Annotated in this window: 13 protein-coding genes and 1 riboswitch; of the genes, 5 read left to right on the top strand and 8 right to left on the bottom strand. The window is 33.3% G+C overall.

Annotation, left to right across the window (positions count from 1 at the left end; translation table 11 throughout):
• Positions 1 to 104: 104 nt before the first annotated feature.
• From ACW0JX_RS09250 to ACW0JX_RS09230, 5 genes are all read right to left on the bottom strand, one after another.
• Positions 105 to 1,334 carry an aminopeptidase gene (locus ACW0JX_RS09250; protein ID WP_459245603.1) on the bottom strand — a complete coding sequence of 410 codons (1,230 nt, stop codon included), beginning with the start codon at positions 1,332 to 1,334 and terminating at the stop codon, positions 105 to 107.
• A gap of 622 nt (positions 1,335 to 1,956) precedes the next feature.
• Complete coding sequence (gene nheC, locus ACW0JX_RS09245; RefSeq protein ID WP_459245602.1) at positions 1,957 to 3,036, bottom strand: non-hemolytic enterotoxin subunit C; 1,080 nt, start codon at positions 3,034 to 3,036, stop codon at positions 1,957 to 1,959.
• Between the two features lie 107 nt (positions 3,037 to 3,143).
• Positions 3,144 to 4,352 carry a non-hemolytic enterotoxin NHE subunit B gene (gene nheB, locus ACW0JX_RS09240; RefSeq protein WP_459245601.1) on the bottom strand — a complete coding sequence of 403 codons (1,209 nt, stop codon included), beginning with the start codon at positions 4,350 to 4,352 and terminating at the stop codon, positions 3,144 to 3,146.
• A 37-nt stretch (positions 4,353 to 4,389) separates the two neighbouring features.
• The gene (gene nheA, locus ACW0JX_RS09235; protein ID WP_000751827.1) at positions 4,390 to 5,550 is read right to left on the bottom strand and encodes a non-hemolytic enterotoxin NHE subunit A; all 1,161 of its coding nucleotides are present in this window, start codon (positions 5,548 to 5,550) and stop codon (positions 4,390 to 4,392) included.
• A 598-nt stretch (positions 5,551 to 6,148) separates the two neighbouring features.
• Complete coding sequence (locus ACW0JX_RS09230; protein ID WP_088025339.1) at positions 6,149 to 7,975, bottom strand: APC family permease; 1,827 nt, start codon at positions 7,973 to 7,975, stop codon at positions 6,149 to 6,151.
• A gap of 144 nt (positions 7,976 to 8,119) precedes the next feature.
• Positions 8,120 to 8,266, bottom strand: a riboswitch (cyclic di-AMP (ydaO/yuaA leader).
• Positions 8,267 to 8,405: 139 nt separating this feature from the next.
• Between ACW0JX_RS09230 and ACW0JX_RS09225 the strand changes: the two genes are divergently transcribed.
• On the top strand, positions 8,406 to 8,534 hold the full coding sequence (locus tag ACW0JX_RS09225) for a hypothetical protein (protein WP_000031873.1): 129 nt from the start codon (positions 8,406 to 8,408) through the stop codon (positions 8,532 to 8,534).
• Positions 8,535 to 8,598: 64 nt separating this feature from the next.
• Here the strand turns inward: ACW0JX_RS09225 and panE are convergent, their stop codons facing one another.
• Positions 8,599 to 9,543, bottom strand: coding sequence for a 2-dehydropantoate 2-reductase (gene panE / locus ACW0JX_RS09220; RefSeq protein ID WP_459245600.1), 945 nt, complete (start codon positions 9,541 to 9,543; stop codon positions 8,599 to 8,601).
• Between the two features lie 175 nt (positions 9,544 to 9,718).
• Between panE and ACW0JX_RS09215 the strand changes: the two genes are divergently transcribed.
• Entirely contained in the window at positions 9,719 to 11,194 is a 1,476-nt protein-coding gene (locus tag ACW0JX_RS09215; RefSeq protein WP_459245599.1) for a hypothetical protein, read from the top strand.
• 210 nt (positions 11,195 to 11,404) lie between these two features.
• Here the strand turns inward: ACW0JX_RS09215 and trhO are convergent, their stop codons facing one another.
• Positions 11,405 to 12,364, bottom strand: a complete 960-nt coding sequence (gene trhO / locus ACW0JX_RS09210) for an oxygen-dependent tRNA uridine(34) hydroxylase TrhO (RefSeq protein WP_098679013.1) — start codon at positions 12,362 to 12,364, stop codon at positions 11,405 to 11,407.
• A gap of 478 nt (positions 12,365 to 12,842) precedes the next feature.
• Between trhO and ACW0JX_RS09205 the strand changes: the two genes are divergently transcribed.
• Positions 12,843 to 14,138: an Nramp family divalent metal transporter gene (locus ACW0JX_RS09205; RefSeq protein ID WP_023521681.1), complete on the top strand. Its 1,296-nt coding sequence runs from the start codon at positions 12,843 to 12,845 to the stop codon at positions 14,136 to 14,138.
• Positions 14,139 to 14,339: 201 nt separating this feature from the next.
• Positions 14,340 to 14,870 carry a GNAT family N-acetyltransferase gene (locus tag ACW0JX_RS09200; RefSeq protein WP_000484228.1) on the top strand — a complete coding sequence of 177 codons (531 nt, stop codon included), beginning with the start codon at positions 14,340 to 14,342 and terminating at the stop codon, positions 14,868 to 14,870.
• 51 nt (positions 14,871 to 14,921) lie between these two features.
• Here ACW0JX_RS09200 and ACW0JX_RS09195 read toward each other — a convergent pair whose 3' ends face one another.
• The gene (locus tag ACW0JX_RS09195; RefSeq protein ID WP_459245598.1) at positions 14,922 to 16,550 is read right to left on the bottom strand and encodes a peptide ABC transporter substrate-binding protein; all 1,629 of its coding nucleotides are present in this window, start codon (positions 16,548 to 16,550) and stop codon (positions 14,922 to 14,924) included.
• 380 nt (positions 16,551 to 16,930) lie between these two features.
• Here ACW0JX_RS09195 and ACW0JX_RS09190 point away from each other — a divergent pair, with 380 nt between their 5' ends.
• Complete coding sequence (locus ACW0JX_RS09190) at positions 16,931 to 17,506, top strand: TetR/AcrR family transcriptional regulator (protein ID WP_000533752.1); 576 nt, start codon at positions 16,931 to 16,933, stop codon at positions 17,504 to 17,506.
• The last annotated feature ends 47 nt before the right edge of the window (positions 17,507 to 17,553 follow it).

Genomic DNA, 17,553 nt, shown 5'->3' with positions numbered 1-17,553 from the left:
GTAGTTTTCAGCCTAAGCAAAAGCAGGTGAAACACCTATATAGTTGCACCAATTATGCTTAGTAACCGTTTCATCCACTCTACTCCTTTATTCAAATTAAAAACTTAAAATGCCCAGCTACCTTTACGGAAAATTGGTTCTACAGTTCCATCTGGTAGAATACCGTCGATATCCATCTCACTGCTGCCAATCATAAAGTCCTCATGTGTTATTGAAATATTTGCCCCTAACGTTTCAAGCTGATCGTTTTCTAAATCTCTTCCATCCTCTAAGCAAGTTGGATAAGCTTTACCAATCGCTAAATGGTTCGATGCATTTTCATCAAACAATGTATTAAAATATAAAATTCCCGATGCTGAAATTGGTGATTCATGTGGTACAAGTGCTACTTCACCTAAATAGCAAGAGCCTTCATCCACATTAATAAGCTCCTGTAATAAATCATGTCCTACCTGTGCTTCAGCTTTAACAATTTTTCCTTGTTCAAATGTCAGTGTAAAGCCATCGATAATATTCCCTTGATAAACTAATGGTTTTGTATTGCTTACATAGCCATTTACACCTTGTTTCATCGGTAACGTATAAACCTCTTCTGTCGGCATATTAGCCATAAAGATAGTATCATCAGGAGTTTTACCACCTCCAGTAACCCATTTATGCTGTGGTGCTAATGCAATTGTTAAATCAGTACCTGGCGCTGTATAGTGAAGCTTCATGTATTTTTTATTGTTCAGTAGGACCGCACGAGATTCTAAATTTGTTACATGTTCACGCCATTTTTCAATAGCACTGCCGTCACCAATACGAACAGCTTTAAAAATAGCCTCCCATAATGCTGGTACTTGATCCTCAGTTGCTAAACCTGGGAACACCTTCGATGCCCACTTTGGTGAAGGAACTGCTACCATCGACCAAGCTATTGAATCCTTCATTACGGCGTTGCGATTGTTTCTCAGAGCAGCTCCTGCTACCTTTTGATAGGTAGCTAGGCGATCAGATGAAATACCTGTAAATTTATCAGGATCTGTAGCATCTATCATTAATAGTGCTCCTTTACGTTCGATCAGCTCATCATTCATTTTGACTATCCACTCTGGGAAGCGATTAAATTCTTCATCTGAGGCATAATCAAAGTAAGCACGTTCCATTTCTTCATCCGAAAAATTAACATGAACACGCCCTGCCCCAGCCTTATAAGCCTCTTTCACAATTATACGGGCGAAATCCAATGCATCCACTGATGTATTGACTAATAAGTATTGCCCTGGTTGAATATTGACACCGATTTTCACCGTAAGTTCTGCATATGCTTGTAATTTTTCTTCAAAAGTCATATTATTTACCTCGCTTTTATTAAATTGGTTTTGAATTCCCCTCACTAACTTACTTTCATACCATACTTTCTGAACAGGTTTTCTCAGAATTTCCATTTTCTATTTTTTACATTTTTTTATCAGGACATGATAACAACTAATGGATTTTTTCTACTACTCATATATTTAATTTCTAAACTTTGATTCAATTAATATTGATTTGTTTTTCAAAAAATCTAATCGAAGGGTATCAAACACTACATAAAGTTATAGAGTTCTTTATTGTGAAAGCTCACTCATTTCTTCCCAAACTTTTCAATGCTGCTGTACCTAAAGACTTACCATCAATAGGGCGTTTAACATTCTCAATCACTCCTTTATCTTTACAAAAGCATTTTTGATAGATAAACATATCATTTGATATAAGATTAAATCATTTTAAATGAATTATCAAGCCTTAAAATTTAATTTTTAAAAAATTCGGTAAAAAAACCATATGAAAATGGATTCTATCAAAGGGAGCGATAACAAAAAGATTTTTATACACACATGGATAAAACACATGACAAACTTATATATAATTGCAAGTTCAACTCTCACAAAAAACAGGATAAAAAAATAAACAGCAGAACTAGTCCACTGTTTACTTTGCCACACCTTCATGTAATTTTTCTGTATAATCCTTTACATCTTTCCAGCTATCTTTCGCTGTATGTAAATCTTCTTTTATAAACGTAAACTCTTCTGGAGTAATTCCTTTTACGTTTTGTAGTAAATTATTATATTTTGCACCTACTGTATACCATTGATTTGATATGTTTTGTAGTGCTGTAATTGCTGCATCAATTGTTTCTGTCATGTTTGTTGTTTTATTTTTTACATCAGTCAAAATTAAGACTTCTGCTTGTGCTCCTGAAATTCTATCTTTTAAATTGGCGATTTCTCTTTCTGCATTTGCGATATCTTTTTTCGCAACCGCAATCATCGGCCCGCCAGCAAGACATGTTATTAGCGCTACGCAAAGTACGCCACCAGCAATGACCATATCATTACTCTTTTTAATTGAATCGTTATATGTATTTATTTGTTGCTCTAGAGCTGGAATACCAGCATTCGTACTTGCCAATATCGCTGTTAACTGATTTGTATCCTCTTTGAAACTATTTGTATCTTTCGCCATTCTATCGCGAAAAGCTTTCAAATTTCCTAATAATCCATCTACCTCATTTTGATTCTTTACAATATCCGCATACAACTTTTCTAAATCCGCTTTTAATTTTCCGCTATCCTTTTGATCAATCGCTATTAACATGTCATTATAATAAGATTGGAAAGTATTATTGTAATTAATAATATTTTGATCCGTTTTCATAATTTGAGGCTTCATATTATTTAACCAATATGCTGCATTAACTTTTGCATCTCTTTGATGCTGAATCATATTCCCTTTAAATTCACTATTAATCGAACTTATTTCACTTAAATCCGTCTCTTGTTGATTTTGAATTAATTTTGCATATGAATCCATTGCAAATATACTTGATGTTGTTTGTGCCATTACATCTTGGAATCCAGCTGGTCCAAGAGAATAGTTTTTCACATTTTCTTGTAGCACCTTTACATTTTGTTCTGCTGCAAAAGGATGTAAAGGGAATGCGTTACTCGTTGCCACCCCAGCAATCATTACCACTAAAAGACATTTTTTATAAAAACTTTTCTGCATATTTTTCACCTATTCTCTTTATAAGGATATCAAAAGCTCCTGCTCACAACTGAACAGGAGCTTCAAATCATTCATCAACACTTAACGCTCTAACGATTCGTATTCGATTATGCTTTTTTCGTATCTACTACTTTAATATCTTCAGCATAAATCTTTTCTGCATAGTCTTTAATGTTTTTCCAGCTATCTTTCGCAATGTTTAAATCTTCTTTAATGAAAACTAGGTCGTTTGGACTAATAGAATCTACATTTTGAAGTAAAGAATTGTATTTTGATCCCATTGTGTACCATTGGTTTGAAATATTTTGTAACGCTGTAATTGCAGTATCAATTGTATTTGTTAAATACTCTGTTTGTGTTTTAATGTTCGTTAATCCTGCTACTTCTAATTGCGCAGTTGTAACTTGTCCTGTTATCTTTTGAATTTCTGCTTGTGCATTATCAAGCTCTTTCTTCGCTAATACGATTCCAGCTGTACCACCGCCTACAGCTGCTGCACCACCTGCAATTAATGCTACTCCTAGCGGTGTTCCTGCGCCCGTAGCAATAACTACTGCACCACCGATAATTGCAATTGGTCCTAGAGCTGTCGCAACAGATGAACCGATAATAATTGCATTATATTTACTAATTGCTTCATTGTACGTTGTAATTTGATTTTGCAGAAGCGGAATTCCTGCATCTTGACTAGCTAATATAGATGTAATTTGATTTGCATCACCCTTGAAGTTTTGCGTATCCGAAGTCATTTTATTTCGGAATTTCTTCAAGTCTTCTACTAACTGATCCACTTGCGCTTTATTTTCATTAATACTACTTGATAATCTAGTTAAGCCTTTCGTAAGAGTCGCTTTATCCTTTGCATCAACTGCAGCAACTAAAGTATCATAATAGTTTTGGAATTTCGTATTGTAGTTAATGATATTTTGATTCGTTGAAATAAGCTGTGGTTTTAATACATCTAACCATTGCTTCGCATTTCCTCTAGCTGTATCTTGGTGCTGAATTACTTTCCCTTTTAAAGCCGCATCAACAGACGATACATTTCCAAAGTTAACATTACCTTGTTTAATAATTGTTAAAGCGTACAGATCCATTACTAAAGCATTTGAACCTGTTCTTTCCATTGCATCTTTCAAGCCTTCTGGTCCTAATGAGTATTCTTCATAGTCATTATAAGCTTTTGCTACCGCATGAACTGGAGCTTGTTTCACTGTACTTTCAGCTGCATACGTATGAGCCGGCAAAATATTTCCTGCTGCAAATACTGCCATAAGTGCTGATAGAGCCATTACTTTATAAGGTTTTTTTGTCATTTTTCTTCTCTCCCTATATCGCTAATTATTTTTCTGTTTAATGTACTTCAACGTTTGTAACGTAATCTTCAAATTGATTTGTTTGCTTATTCATTTCATCACTTACTTTTTTAATTTGATTGAAATGTTTTTGAAGTAAACTACTGTCTGTATACGTGCCTTCTTCAACATTCTTTTGAATTTGAATCATATTATTATTTAAAACTTTCCAATCCGTTAATAACGTTTCTAAAGTTGTAATTTGACGATCAATTAATTCTGTAAAGCTATTTACTTGATCTTCAACGAATGTAATTTGAGTCGCCTCTGCTTCAGTTTGTGATAACTTTTGAATAAGTGGTAATAACTCTTTTTGCTTTTGTTGAATGCGAAGAGCTGCTTCTCTCGTTTGACTATCTGCAGCATTTACAATTTCATTACTTAAAGTACCGATAGAAACAAAATCGATTGTTTTCGTTTGTGCAGTTTGATTTGTGATTGTAAATACTTGTTTACCGATATTAATAGAACCTTTAATGATTTCTTGAGGTCTATTCAAAATAGTAGTTAGTTCAGCTTGAATTTCCCCTTGAATTCTTTTAATATCTTCTCTTAATTTCACAATATCTCCACTTGATCCTTGCAGTGTTTTTATTGCTTCATCGGCTTTAATTGATAAGTTGTTACTATCTTTGTCTAATACTGTTTTAAATCGATTTAACTCTAATAAATCTTGCTCCATACTCTCTTGGATGCTTTGTACTTGCAATTGTAATTTTCCATATGCACTCATAAAATCTGCTTTTGCTTGCTGATCTTCATTTACGTTTCCTGCTAGTTCATAGAGCTTACTATAATAGCTATTAAATCTAGTGCTGTATCTCATCATTTCTTGATTTAAGTCAATTAGCTTCGGATTATATTCATCAATCCACTCTCGCACATTCGCCTTTGCGAACTTTTGATGATTCGTTAAGCTACTCATCGCATTTACCTTAATGTCTGGCTGTTGCAAAATAATTAATCCGTATGCTTGAATAAGCGGTGATTGTGATCCTAACATTCTAATTGAATTGGATAATGTATTTGGAGCAATTACATTTTGCGCATATACTGTTTTCACTTCCGTTTGCCCCTCCTTAGCGTAAGCGCTTACAGGAATGAAGCAACTCGTAGATACTGCTGTAACCAATAACCCTGTAATTAAAGTCTTTTTCACTTTAACTCCTCCTATGTATTAGCAACTATTACTATCGCATTTTATTATTCTATTTTTTTGCCCATAACTTGAGATGGTTAAAATAGAGAACGTCCTCACCACGATCCATGTATGAACCACCTCTCTCATATTGCTACAGTACTTACTTATCGCCACAAAACATTTCATTATTTTTCATATGTGTTTAGTATGAATAATATTGTATAAATTTTCTATTTCATCGAAATTCCCACATTCACATAGTGAATATATTACGTAAAAATATTATTCATTTTAAACTAAAAAACATGCGTAAATATGAAATTTCGTTTTGTTTTCATATATGTTTTGTACTGTAAGGTCATTTAAACACAGCTGTTTATATAACGTAAAGAAGTATTTTCATTCCCTTTATTTCCAAGCTTTCATGTCCTTATTTCAAAATATAATCCGATTCACTTTATCGATTGAAATATCTATATATCACAACAGAAAACACTACTTATAAATAACTAATAAAATTATATCCATATAACTTTTAAACCCATATGCAATTATGCATAGCATATACACAAAAAGGATAGCTTCATTTTCACGAAGCTATCCTTCAAAAATCTTCTTATTTTTTTAAATGATATGGAACTGTCGTAATAACAACATTTCTTTTATAAAGTAAATACGCACGTATGAGTAAACTGGATTGATTATGAAGAATGTTATGCCAACCTTTTTTCGGAATAAACTGTGGTATAACGACCGTAACGCGGTAATTCGATTCACTTGCCTTATATTGCACTGTATCAATGAACTTCGTTAACGGCTGAATAATACTTCTATAATGAGAATGTAATGTAACAAGCCTTACTTCAGGTTGCCACACCTTCCATTTCTCTTCAAATTTCTTTTCCTCTTCTCTGTCAAAAGCAACATATACAGCGATAACTTGATCTGCAGAAAGAGATTTCGCATAATTCAATGAATTTTCTACTACATGCGTCATACCTGCTACAGGAACGACAATTACATTCCCCTCAATTGGAATAAGAGGCTCGCAAGTTTTTAAACTTAATTGATCACCCACTGCATCATAATGCTTCTTAATTCGATGGAATAAGAAGATAATAACTGGTAAGAAAATAAGAATCGACCAAACTTGTGCAAATTTAGTTAAAAAGAACATGCTCATTACGATAAAACTAATAACTGCACCAATTAAATTAACCGTTAATTTTAAAGCCCATCCTTCAGGTTTTTCACGAAGCCACTTTAATACCATCCCTGTTTGAGAAAGTGTAAATGGAATAAATACACCTACTGCATATAACGGAATTAAATGTTCTGTTTGTCCTTGGAAAGCTACAATTAAAATAATCGAAGCAACTCCAAGTATTATAATACCGTTTGAGTAACCTAGACGGTCTCCTCTAATCGTAAACATTCTCGGTATGAATTTATCTTTTGCGAGGTTAACCGCTAATAAAGGAAATGCAGAATAGCCTGTATTAGCTGCGAGAATTAATATTAAAGCTGTTGTACCTTGTATGAAATAGTACATGAAATTACGTCCAAATGTTTGTTCAGCAATTTGAGAAACAACTGTTACTTCCTTACTCGGCGTCACTCCGTAATAATAAGCTAAAAATACAATTCCTGAAAATAACACAGCAAGTAATGCACCCATTGCAAGCAATGTTTTTGCAGCATTGTTTGGCGCAGGATCTTTAAAGTTCGGAATTGCATTTGAAATTGCTTCAACACCTGTTAAAGCAGAACTACCTGATGCAAATGCTCTTAACAGTAAAAACAAACTAATACCCGCAACCGGCGTTCCGATCGGCGTGTGTAAAGTTGGTGAAACGTGACCAGTCAAAATATTATATATGCCTACACCAATTAATATAAATAGGGCTAAAACAAATAAATAAACAGGATATGCTAAAACAGAAGCTGATTCCGTTACTCCTCTTAAATTTAAGATCGTAATAAATATAACAAATATAATCGCAATGATTACATTATGTGCATGTAAACTAGGAAAAGCAGATGTTAGCGCATCTGTACCTGCAGATACACTTACCGCAACAGTTAAAATATAGTCGACTAATAAAGATCCTCCAGCAATTAAGCCTGGATTCATCCCTAAATTTTCTTTTGATACAACATACGCTCCCCCGCCATGCGGATAAGCAAAAATAATTTGACGATAAGATAAAATAAGGGCTGTCAATAATACTAATACCCCAACAGCGATCGGAATGGAATACCAATAAGCGATCGCTCCCACACCTGCTAAAGCAATTAAAATTTGCTCTGGACCGTAAGCAACTGATGACAATGCATCAGAAGATAAAATAGCTAAAGCTTTCGTTTTATTAAGCTTTTGTTCTCCAAGCTCTGTTGATTTTAACGGTCTTCCAATTAAAAATCTTTTAATAGATGAAACCAATGCTGTCCACTCTCCAATAATTTTGTACGAACTTTTCTGCTTGTTACAGCCAGTAAACGATTTCTTCAGAAAACAAAAAATGTCTACAAGCCATAGCGAAATAGACTTGTAGACATTATTTTTTTTGTCGCACAAGCTCCACCTTCCTTCTCAATATAACGCTTACGAGGTTAGCTGTCGGATTCGGGCCTATGAGTAGCCCTACCTTTTTCAAGGATTCACCCCATCGGATTATGTACTAATCCGTAAAAACGGGTCCCCCGTACCATGCGGTTTCAGCGATTTAGAAAATTGAAACTGTGGATTATAATACTCCTTTATTTTCAAAAAGTAAACAAAAATTTTTAATAAGAAAAAAATTAAAATGATTGCGCATAATCCGCTGAGAAATATACATAATGAATATTAAAAATCCGCAAAGGAGACCCATATGTCTAAAGAAAAGAAGCCTATTTTTTCCGATTCATATTTAGATGCAGTAGCAAATGAAATTAATCAGTTATATGGTAAACGTGAACAGGAAATAAATTTGACAGATAGAACGAAAAGAAATAAATAATTTATCATACAAAAAAATAAAAAAGATAGCAATACACTTATATATTGCTATCTTTTTTATTTTTTCATACATCTAATTCTATTACAGATTTGTTAAAGGTCATCTCTTCATACACCTTTAAATTTTGATATATAGATTCTAATAATGGTGCCGCTATAGAAAATTTCTCTGCTACATCCAGTAAATATCCTTGCAAGTGCTTCCCTTCAATAAACGAACCCTTTTCCATATCACGTTGCATTGATGACTTCATATCATACGAAATTTTATCAATCGTTTTCATATGTTCCTGGGCAATATTAGCCTTTACTGGAGCTCCTAATACTCTCATGATTTGTACAGATTCCTCAAACACATTACGGATAAAATCACGGCCGCCTTCACTTTCACGGATTGGTCCAATTGGTGCACGCATTAACGTTGTCACACCTGACATTACAGTAATAAATAAATATTTATGCCACATATCTTGCGTAATATTTTCACTTAAAACAAAACTAGACTTCGTACCTGAAAATGCTTTAGAAATATGCTTTACTCTCTCTGAATTTTGAGACTTAATTTCTCCAAACACAAGTCTGTTGGCAGCGCTAGTTTGTACAATTTCTCCTTGATCGTTTAACGTCGTCTCGATAAAGCATAAACCGCCAATTACTTTTTCTTCGCCGAATTCTTTTTGTAGTAGTGATAAATGAGCGATACCATTTAACAATGGAATGATTACAGTATTATCGTCAACAAACGGCTTCAAATCTTGAATAGCCTCGTTTAAGTGATACGCTTTTGTTGAAAATAAAATAACATCAAATTGAGAAGTTCTCTCTTCTTTCGTTATTAATTTCGGTTGGAAGGAAAAATCCCCGTTAACACTTCGGATTACAAGTCCTCTTTCCTCTAATTGTTTTTTCCGTTTACTACGAACAAGAAACGTGACATCTTCTCCCTTCTCGACTAATCTGCCACCAAAAAATCCTCCGACTCCACCAGCGCCTAATACTAAAATCCTCATACAGCATGCCCCTTTTCAAAATACAATTTTATAACTTTTAGTATACATAACATTATACATGTCCTCTACTAAATAAGCTGAATTTTCACTCTCAATTGAGTATAAAAGAGTGGTTATTTTCAAATAAATTTGGGCATGTTGTTTCTATAGCATATATGGAAAGGACACAATGTAGATGGAGGCAATACAATCAATTGAGGAAAAAGGTGTAGCAACAGCTATATTCCAATTTATATTCCCGTTTTCGTTTAAAGCTGGATATGAACAAAATATGTTCCCTTTCTTACAAAAAAACGATTTTCTTCCTTTTCGGCTCGATCATCTCGATGATGAAAATACATATTATGGGGAGTTTAAAGTTTCACATCAAAATATGGAAGCATACTATCTTTCATTTACAAATAAAATTCTCTTTCCTCATTCAGAGCATCAAAAGGGCTTGCAACGTTATTCAAAGGACCTTAACTTAACTGGACATTTAACTACAAACCTTATTTCAATCCCATTCAAGATACACTCTATTGATGTAACACTTTGTCCTTATGAACTTGGCTTCTTAACAATTCGAAGAGAAGTAAACACTGCTCCAAACATGACTTTATCTGAAGCAATCGAATTCGCTGCTCGCTTCCGTGTACTTGAAACTAAAACTGATACAAATGAGTCTATTTGTATTGAATGTAACGGAAAAAAGTATTCCCAAGTTGAAAAATTCATTTTTGGTTATTTATTTCATGGCGTAACTGATTTCTTTGAAAAGAAGAGATTAAGAAGTTCATACTTTCAAACCTTCCCTTTCTTTGAAGACCAAAGAATGTACGTTCAAACTTTATTGTCACTAAAAGAAGGTATGGAACTTAATGAAGTGGATGTTTATCGTACTTCCAGTCTTTCCGGATTAACAAGTGATGGTAAACCATATGTAAGTGCAAATAACATTCCTTACATTCATGACTATTTAAAAAAACACGCTTACCAGAGATGGGCTCCAAATCGTTATTTCATTATGGAAGAACATATTTTTACATGTGTAACAAATGAAGGCGAACGCGAAATCTCTAAACTTGCTAGTCAAATGTACGGAGAATTTTATTACGCTTTATTATTAAACCTATTCCATAAAATTGTTTTATTAAAAATGGCAAACGCCTATGCTGAGCTAAACATTGAACAAGATACTAATGAAATAGAGAAATTAATTTATTCGATCAATTCGTTCACTGCTAATTATTTTTCTTTAGAATTAGTATCCCAATCACAAAGTGAAGATATTTTCTTCCGCTTAAGAAAACTTTTTAATATTGAGGTTCTATACTCAAACGCGAAACAAAATCTTGATAGTTTGTTTAAATATCAAGAAAATGTCGCCTCTAAAAAAGATAGCCTTTTATTATTAATTTTAACGCTCTACTCTGTAGTGGGCCAAATGTTAGGGTTTACTATGATTGACCTTTTAAGAAACACCGATTCAAACAAAATATCGTCCCCTCTTGAATTTTTCGCTCTATTAATTGCGATTAGCGGCATTGTCATTTCACTTATTTTAGGAGCCCAAAGTTTATATCAATGGGGTCTACAGCATAAACAAAGAAAAGCTTGGGTAAAACAAACGGTACTTTCTGCCGTTAAAGAGAAAGAGGATAAAAACTAAAGAAGGTGATTTTCAAATTCTTGGTGTGCTGCAGTAAGTGAAATTTTTATCAGCGATTTTCCGATTATATCAGCGCAACTCGAAATATATCAGCGATTTTTTAAATATATCGACTTACCGACAAAAAACGACAAATGACAGGACTGTATAATGAAAAAAGGGTGCTCCAAAATAAAACTTGGAGTACCCTTTTTATTATACGAATTCAGCTTACTTCCCTGCTTCGATTTTCTCTAATGCAGCAGCTACTTGCTCTTCCGTTAATTCATGTTGTATTACGTAGCGGTTACGTGGACTTACACGACATTCATGAGAACATGCACGTAAATATTTCGCTTCGTTTTCTTCAGAACATAAAATTTTCTTATTACATTCTGGATTTGAACAGTTTACATAGCGCTCACATGGTTCACCTGTAAAGTGATCTTTACCAACGATAACATGTTCTTTTTGGTTTACTGGAACAGCGATACGCTCATCAAACACGTAACATTGTCCATCCCAAAGCTCACCTTGTACTTCTGGATCTTTTCCGTACGTTACAATTCCGCCGTGAAGCTGACTTACATCTTCAAAACCTTCACGAACTAACCAACCAGAGAATTTCTCACAACGAATTCCACCTGTACAGTAAGTTAAAATCTTTTTACCTTCAAGTGTTTCTTTGTTTTCTCTAATCCAATCTGGTAATTCACGGAATGATTCGATATCAGGTTTAATCGCACCTTTGAAGTGTCCTAAATCAAACTCATAATCATTTCGTGCATCAATGATAACTGTATCTTCTTGTTTCATTGCCTCATAAAAATCTTTTGGCTCTAAATACTTCCCAGTTATTTCATGTGGGTTAATGTCATCTTCTAGACGAAGTGTAACTAATTCTGGACGAGGACGTACGTGCATTTTCTTGAATGCATGCCCTTCTTCTTCATCTATTTTAAATACGATACCATCAAAACGTGGATCATTATTCATTGCTTCCATGTATTTCTCTGTTTGCTCTACAGTTCCAGAACAAGTTCCGTTAATACCTTCTTTTGCTACAAGAATTCTTCCTTTTAATTCAAGTGCATTACAAAATTCTAAATGCTCTGCAGCAAATTCTTCTGGGTTTTCAATTGTTGTGTACATGTAATATAGTAATACTCTGTATGGTTTTGTAGTTGCCAATGTATTTCTACCACCTATCTAATTTTTAAAATCATGTATAAGTTAACGTTCATATCAAAACATATATAATAAGAAAATGAATCCCATTTTCTTTTCTTTATACTATTTTCTATCAGTTAACAAAAATAAAAAACAAGATTACACATCATAACACTATGGTTATGTTGTAATCCCAATATATTATATATCATACAATTGCAATTCCATCAATTAATATGCTGTATTATCAGCTTTATGTTCACATAAATTTCAAAAACAGCCCTTTAATTCACTATGTTTCCCCATGTCACCACACCATAAACTCCCAATTCATTTTACATTATCACACCATCCATTGCATAAAGGCATATAATTTGCATTAAGGAAACTTTCGTGTTCAAATGAAATTATCACATAACATATTTAAATGTATTGAAATAATGAGTAAGAATAAATACAATAATTTCATCAAGTTAACATTTTAAAGGGGAAAACTACTATGAATAAAGATATAACAAAAGATAAACATCTCCCTTCTGAAAGTACAACTGTACAATCAGCTCACTTAGCTTTAAGTGGAGAAACAAAAGGCTGGAAAAGACTGTTACCATTTTTAGGACCCGCTTTTATCGCGTCCGTTGCTTATATTGATCCTGGCAACTTTGCTACAAATATCGCAGCTGGTTCACAATATGGATATTTACTATTATGGGTTATACTCGCTTCTAACTTAATGGCTGTATTAATCCAAACTTTATCAGCTAAATTAGGAATTGCTACAGGAAACAATTTACCCGAAATAGCTCGTGAAAACTTTCCAAAGCCTGTGTCTATCGGCTTATGGATACAAGGTGAACTAGTTATTATGGCTACAGATTTAGCGGAATTTATTGGAGCTGCATTGGGGCTTTACTTACTATTTGGAATCCCCATGCTACCTGCCGCTTTAATTACAGCAGCCGGATCATTTATTATCCTTGAATTTCAACGTAGAGGATTTCGTCCACTAGAAGCTATTATTACAGGAATGATTTTCATTGTAGTAATTGCTTTTGGGATTCAAGTTTTTTATGCAAAACCAGAATTAAGTCCCCTTCTTTCAGGACTATTTATTCCAAAATTCCAAGGTGTAGACAGTATATTACTTGCAGCAGGGATTTTAGGTGCGACAGTTATGCCGCATGCAATATACTTGCATTCTGCATTAACACAACGCCGTGTGGTCGGAACAACTGACGAACAAAAGAAAAAGATTTTTCGTTTCGAATTTATCGATATTATTATTGCAATGGTTATTGCTGGAGCAATTAATGCAAGTATGTTAATTGTAGCAGCTGCACTATTTTTTAAAAATGGCTTGCACGTTGAAGATTTAGATGTTGCTTACACTCAATTTACCAATTTAGTAGGTCCTGTATCGGCTGCATTATTTGGGATTGGACTTTTATCAGCAGGACTATCTAGCTCTTCTGTCGGTACAATGTCGGGTGATATTATTATGCAAGGTTTCATTCGCATGCATATTCCGTTATATTTACGCCGATTTATTACAATGATTCCACCACTAGTAATTATCGCTTTAGGTGTAAATCCAACATACGCTCTAGTCATGAGCCAAGTCGTCTTATCATTCGGTATTGCATTTGCACTTGTACCACTTATTATGTTTACAAGTAATAAAAAGATTATGGGTGCACTCGTTAACCACCGTATAACAACATTTATCGCATGGATAATTGCTGCTCTCGTTATCGTTTTAAATATCTTCTTACTGTATCAAACATTTGTAGGGTAATGAAAAAAGGGTATTCCAATTTTTATTTGGAATACCCTTTTTCAATTCATTATTTGTATTAATCCTATAAACTCTTTTTAAGATAAATTATATAATCTATTTCCAGACAATAATTCCCTTACGCCTTGAATAATCTTTATTTTCAGATTAAATTATATAATAACAAATACATTCTATTTTCATGTGAAAAGGAGCGAAAATATGTTTCCTTTATTAAAAACTGAAAGACTCATTTTAAGAGAACTTACCGAAAAAGATGCACCACGTATACTACAATGCTTTTCTAATACTAATGTACTGCGCTATTATGGCCAAAAACCGTTACAAGATGTTGATCAAGTGAAACAAATCATTCATAACTTTAAGTTGAGCTACAATGCAAGAAGCGGTATAAAATGGGGAATCGAATTAAAAGACAAGAAAGAACTCATCGGTACCATTGGTTTTCACGATTGGTCTTCTGAGCATAAACGAGCCAATATAAGTTATGCCTTTTTGCCTGAACACTGGGGAAAAGGATATGCGACTGAAGCTGTTTCTGAGGTTATATCATACGGTTTCCATACGATTCATTTAAAGCGGATCGGGGCAATTGTATTTCTTGAAAATGAAGCTTCCAATAAAGTACTATTAAAATTAGGCTTTGAAAAAGAAGGTGTTCTAAAAAATTATATGTATCAAGATGATATCCCATATGATACGAATTTTTACGCTTTATTAAAATCAGTTTAATAGAATTTATGTGTAAAAAACCTTACTTTTAAAAAGTAAGGTTTTTTGTATTTATTCATTAGCAATATAAGCATTCTTATAAGTATAAATACCACCAAATTGATGTTTTTCAATCCCTTTTACATAATCCTTTTGTACATACGCTGAGCCAATATGATAAAGCGGTGCCACAGCTGCATCTTCTAATAATACCTGCTCAGCTTCTCGCAACGCTTCCCATCGTTTTTCCGTATCTAGTACAAAATCCGTTTTCGCTTTCTTTATTAATTCATCGTAACGAACATTAGAATAATTCATTTTATTATTCGGATTCCCTGTCGTAAATAACTCTAAATAACTAATTGGGTCTTTATAGTCAGGTCCCCAATTTGCCATAGTTATATCGTAATCACCTATTTGTTCTAACTGTAATTTTTGCTTAAATGGCTGTTGTTTAATTTGTATCGTTAACCCTTGCAAATTCTTCTCTAAATCACCTTTTATATATTCTGCCATACGTATTGCGTTATCTTGTTCGAACGTTAAGAACTCTAGGTTTACTTGTTCTACCCCAAGCTCTTTTTTCGCTTCTTCCCAAATTTTTTTCGCATTTTGCAAATCATATGAGGAAATATCTCCATTTTCTTTTCTAAAATCTTTACCAGTCACTTCATTTACATGACCAACTGGTACAAGTCCACTTGCAGGTTTTGCTCCGTTATTAATAAAGTGAGCAACGAAATCATCTTTATTTAACGCTAATGAAATAGATTGACGCACCTTTTTATTTGCTAACGCGTTATTTTTTTCATTAAAACGAAGCATAGCAATTCCAGGATCACTCGACATATGTAATTCCTTATTCCCTTTATACTTGTCTACAACTTGCGAATTAATAGGTACTCGATCCAAATCTCCGGCTTCATATAAATTTACAGCTGTCATTGTATCCTTTAGGATATGAAAGTTTATTTCATCTAATTTCACTTTCTTTCGATCCCAATATGTAGTATTTTTCTTTAATTGAAACTCTTGTTCATGCTTCCATTTTTCTAATACAAATGGACCGTTATATATGAGATTACTAGGTTCCAATGCATAATTGTTTCCTTGTTCTTTCAAAAATGATTCATGCTGTGGTAAGTATATAGGTAGTGCTAACAACTGTAAAAAATACGGAACTGGCTGTTCGAGTTCAACTTCTAACGTATAATTATTTATCGCTTTAACCCCAAGTGCATCAAGAGGCATTGTTCCCTTATTGATCTCTTTCGCATTTTTTACATAAAAGAGCATGGACGCATATTGAGAGGCTGTTTCAGGGTTAATTGCACGTTTCCAAGCAAATATAAAATCATTTGCTGTTACATTATCCCCATTTGACCATTTTGCATCTTTACGCAAGTCAAATGTATATTTCTTACCATCTTCACTTCTTTTAAACGATTTTGCTATGGCTGGAGTAGGCTGATCTTGATCGTTTAATACATATAACCCTTCAAATATATTCTGCATAATGTGTGCTGATGTACCATCTGTTGTTTTCACAGTGTCCAGAGAAGGAATTTCTTCTGATACTGTTACATTTAACACTTGTTTTTTAACCTCTGTGTCACTTTTATCCGCTTTATTATTACAAGCTGTTAATAATAAAGATGTAACAAGTGCCATTACCATTAAATGACTCTTTTTTCGCTTCATGAGTTGTTCTCCTTAAATATAAAATATTATAAAGCGTAATATATTATAGCAGAAATACTAACAGAAAGACGCGACATTCTTTTGAATATTTATTCGTTCAAGAAAAAAGCTATCCTTTTAAAAGGATATGGATTACCTTGGAATCTTTTCGATTTTTAACGAAAAAAACATATAAACTAATAGGAGCTTAACTTTTCCTCAATAAAATCGAATTTAATTGTCGCTTCAATACATACTTTCTATTTTATAGCATCTAAATACCACAATACCAAATTAACATTTACGGATATTTTACGAAACTTTCGGAAATTAAGACGAATATTCTGGACTTATCGTTCCGGAATATTTATACTAAGTTACATGAATGGAGGTGTTATAAATTGGGTAGAAGTATTAGTTTTAACAAAGAACACGCTTTAAATAAAGCTATGCATTTATTCTGGGAAAAAGGTTATGATGCTACATATATATCAGATCTTATTGAAACGATGGGTATAAGTCGATCTACTCTCTACGATAGCTTTGGAGATAAGGATGCACTATTTAAACTAGTTTTGGAACATTATAAAAATTATGGCTCTCAAAAGAGAAATTTACTTTTTAGTGGTATAAACACAAAAGCATCACTTAAATCCTTTTTTTATCAACATATTGAAAAATGTTATTCAGGTGAAATTCCAAAAGGTTGTATGATAACTAATTCTTCACTGCTTATTGGACAAATTGACCCTGCCATAGAAGAAATACTCATAAATGATTTTAATGAACTTGAAAAAGTATTTAAGCAAGTTATCGAAGAAGGAAAAAAGAAAGGAGAAATTTCACAAGAGGTTGATACTGAATTAGTTGCATATTCTTTATTAAGTTTAAATCATAGTTTGAATGTAATGTCTAAATATAAAAAAGAGAAAAATTCAGCCTATCATCTAGTAGATAAGACTATTGCAGACCTATAGTCTTTCTTTTTTAATGATTCCGGAATGAACGTTCCAAAAAGAAAGGA

Source organism: Bacillus sp. C-3-6 (genome assembly GCF_054509685.1).
The sequence above is the reverse complement of the archived record's forward strand: the minus strand, read 5'-3'. Positions and strand labels throughout refer to the sequence as shown.

Excerpts from the sequence above, each read along its gene's own strand:
- ACW0JX_RS09225 (WP_000031873.1), top strand. The coding sequence starts at position 8,406 with ATGTCTAAAGAAAAGAAGCCTATTTTTTCCGATTCATATTTAGATGCA.
- nheC (WP_459245602.1), bottom strand. The coding sequence starts at position 3,036 with ATGCAGAAAAGTTTTTATAAAAAATGTCTTTTAGTGGTAATGATTGCT.
- nheB (WP_459245601.1), bottom strand. The coding sequence starts at position 4,352 with ATGACAAAAAAACCTTATAAAGTAATGGCTCTATCAGCACTTATGGCA.
- panE (WP_459245600.1), bottom strand. The coding sequence starts at position 9,543 with ATGAGGATTTTAGTATTAGGCGCTGGTGGAGTCGGAGGATTTTTTGGT.
- ACW0JX_RS09250 (WP_459245603.1), bottom strand. The coding sequence starts at position 1,334 with ATGACTTTTGAAGAAAAATTACAAGCATATGCAGAACTTACGGTGAAA.
- ACW0JX_RS09200 (WP_000484228.1), top strand. The coding sequence starts at position 14,340 with ATGTTTCCTTTATTAAAAACTGAAAGACTCATTTTAAGAGAACTTACC.
- ACW0JX_RS09205 (WP_023521681.1), top strand. The coding sequence starts at position 12,843 with ATGAATAAAGATATAACAAAAGATAAACATCTCCCTTCTGAAAGTACA.
- ACW0JX_RS09215 (WP_459245599.1), top strand. The coding sequence starts at position 9,719 with ATGGAGGCAATACAATCAATTGAGGAAAAAGGTGTAGCAACAGCTATA.
- ACW0JX_RS09195 (WP_459245598.1), bottom strand. The coding sequence starts at position 16,550 with ATGAAGCGAAAAAAGAGTCATTTAATGGTAATGGCACTTGTTACATCT.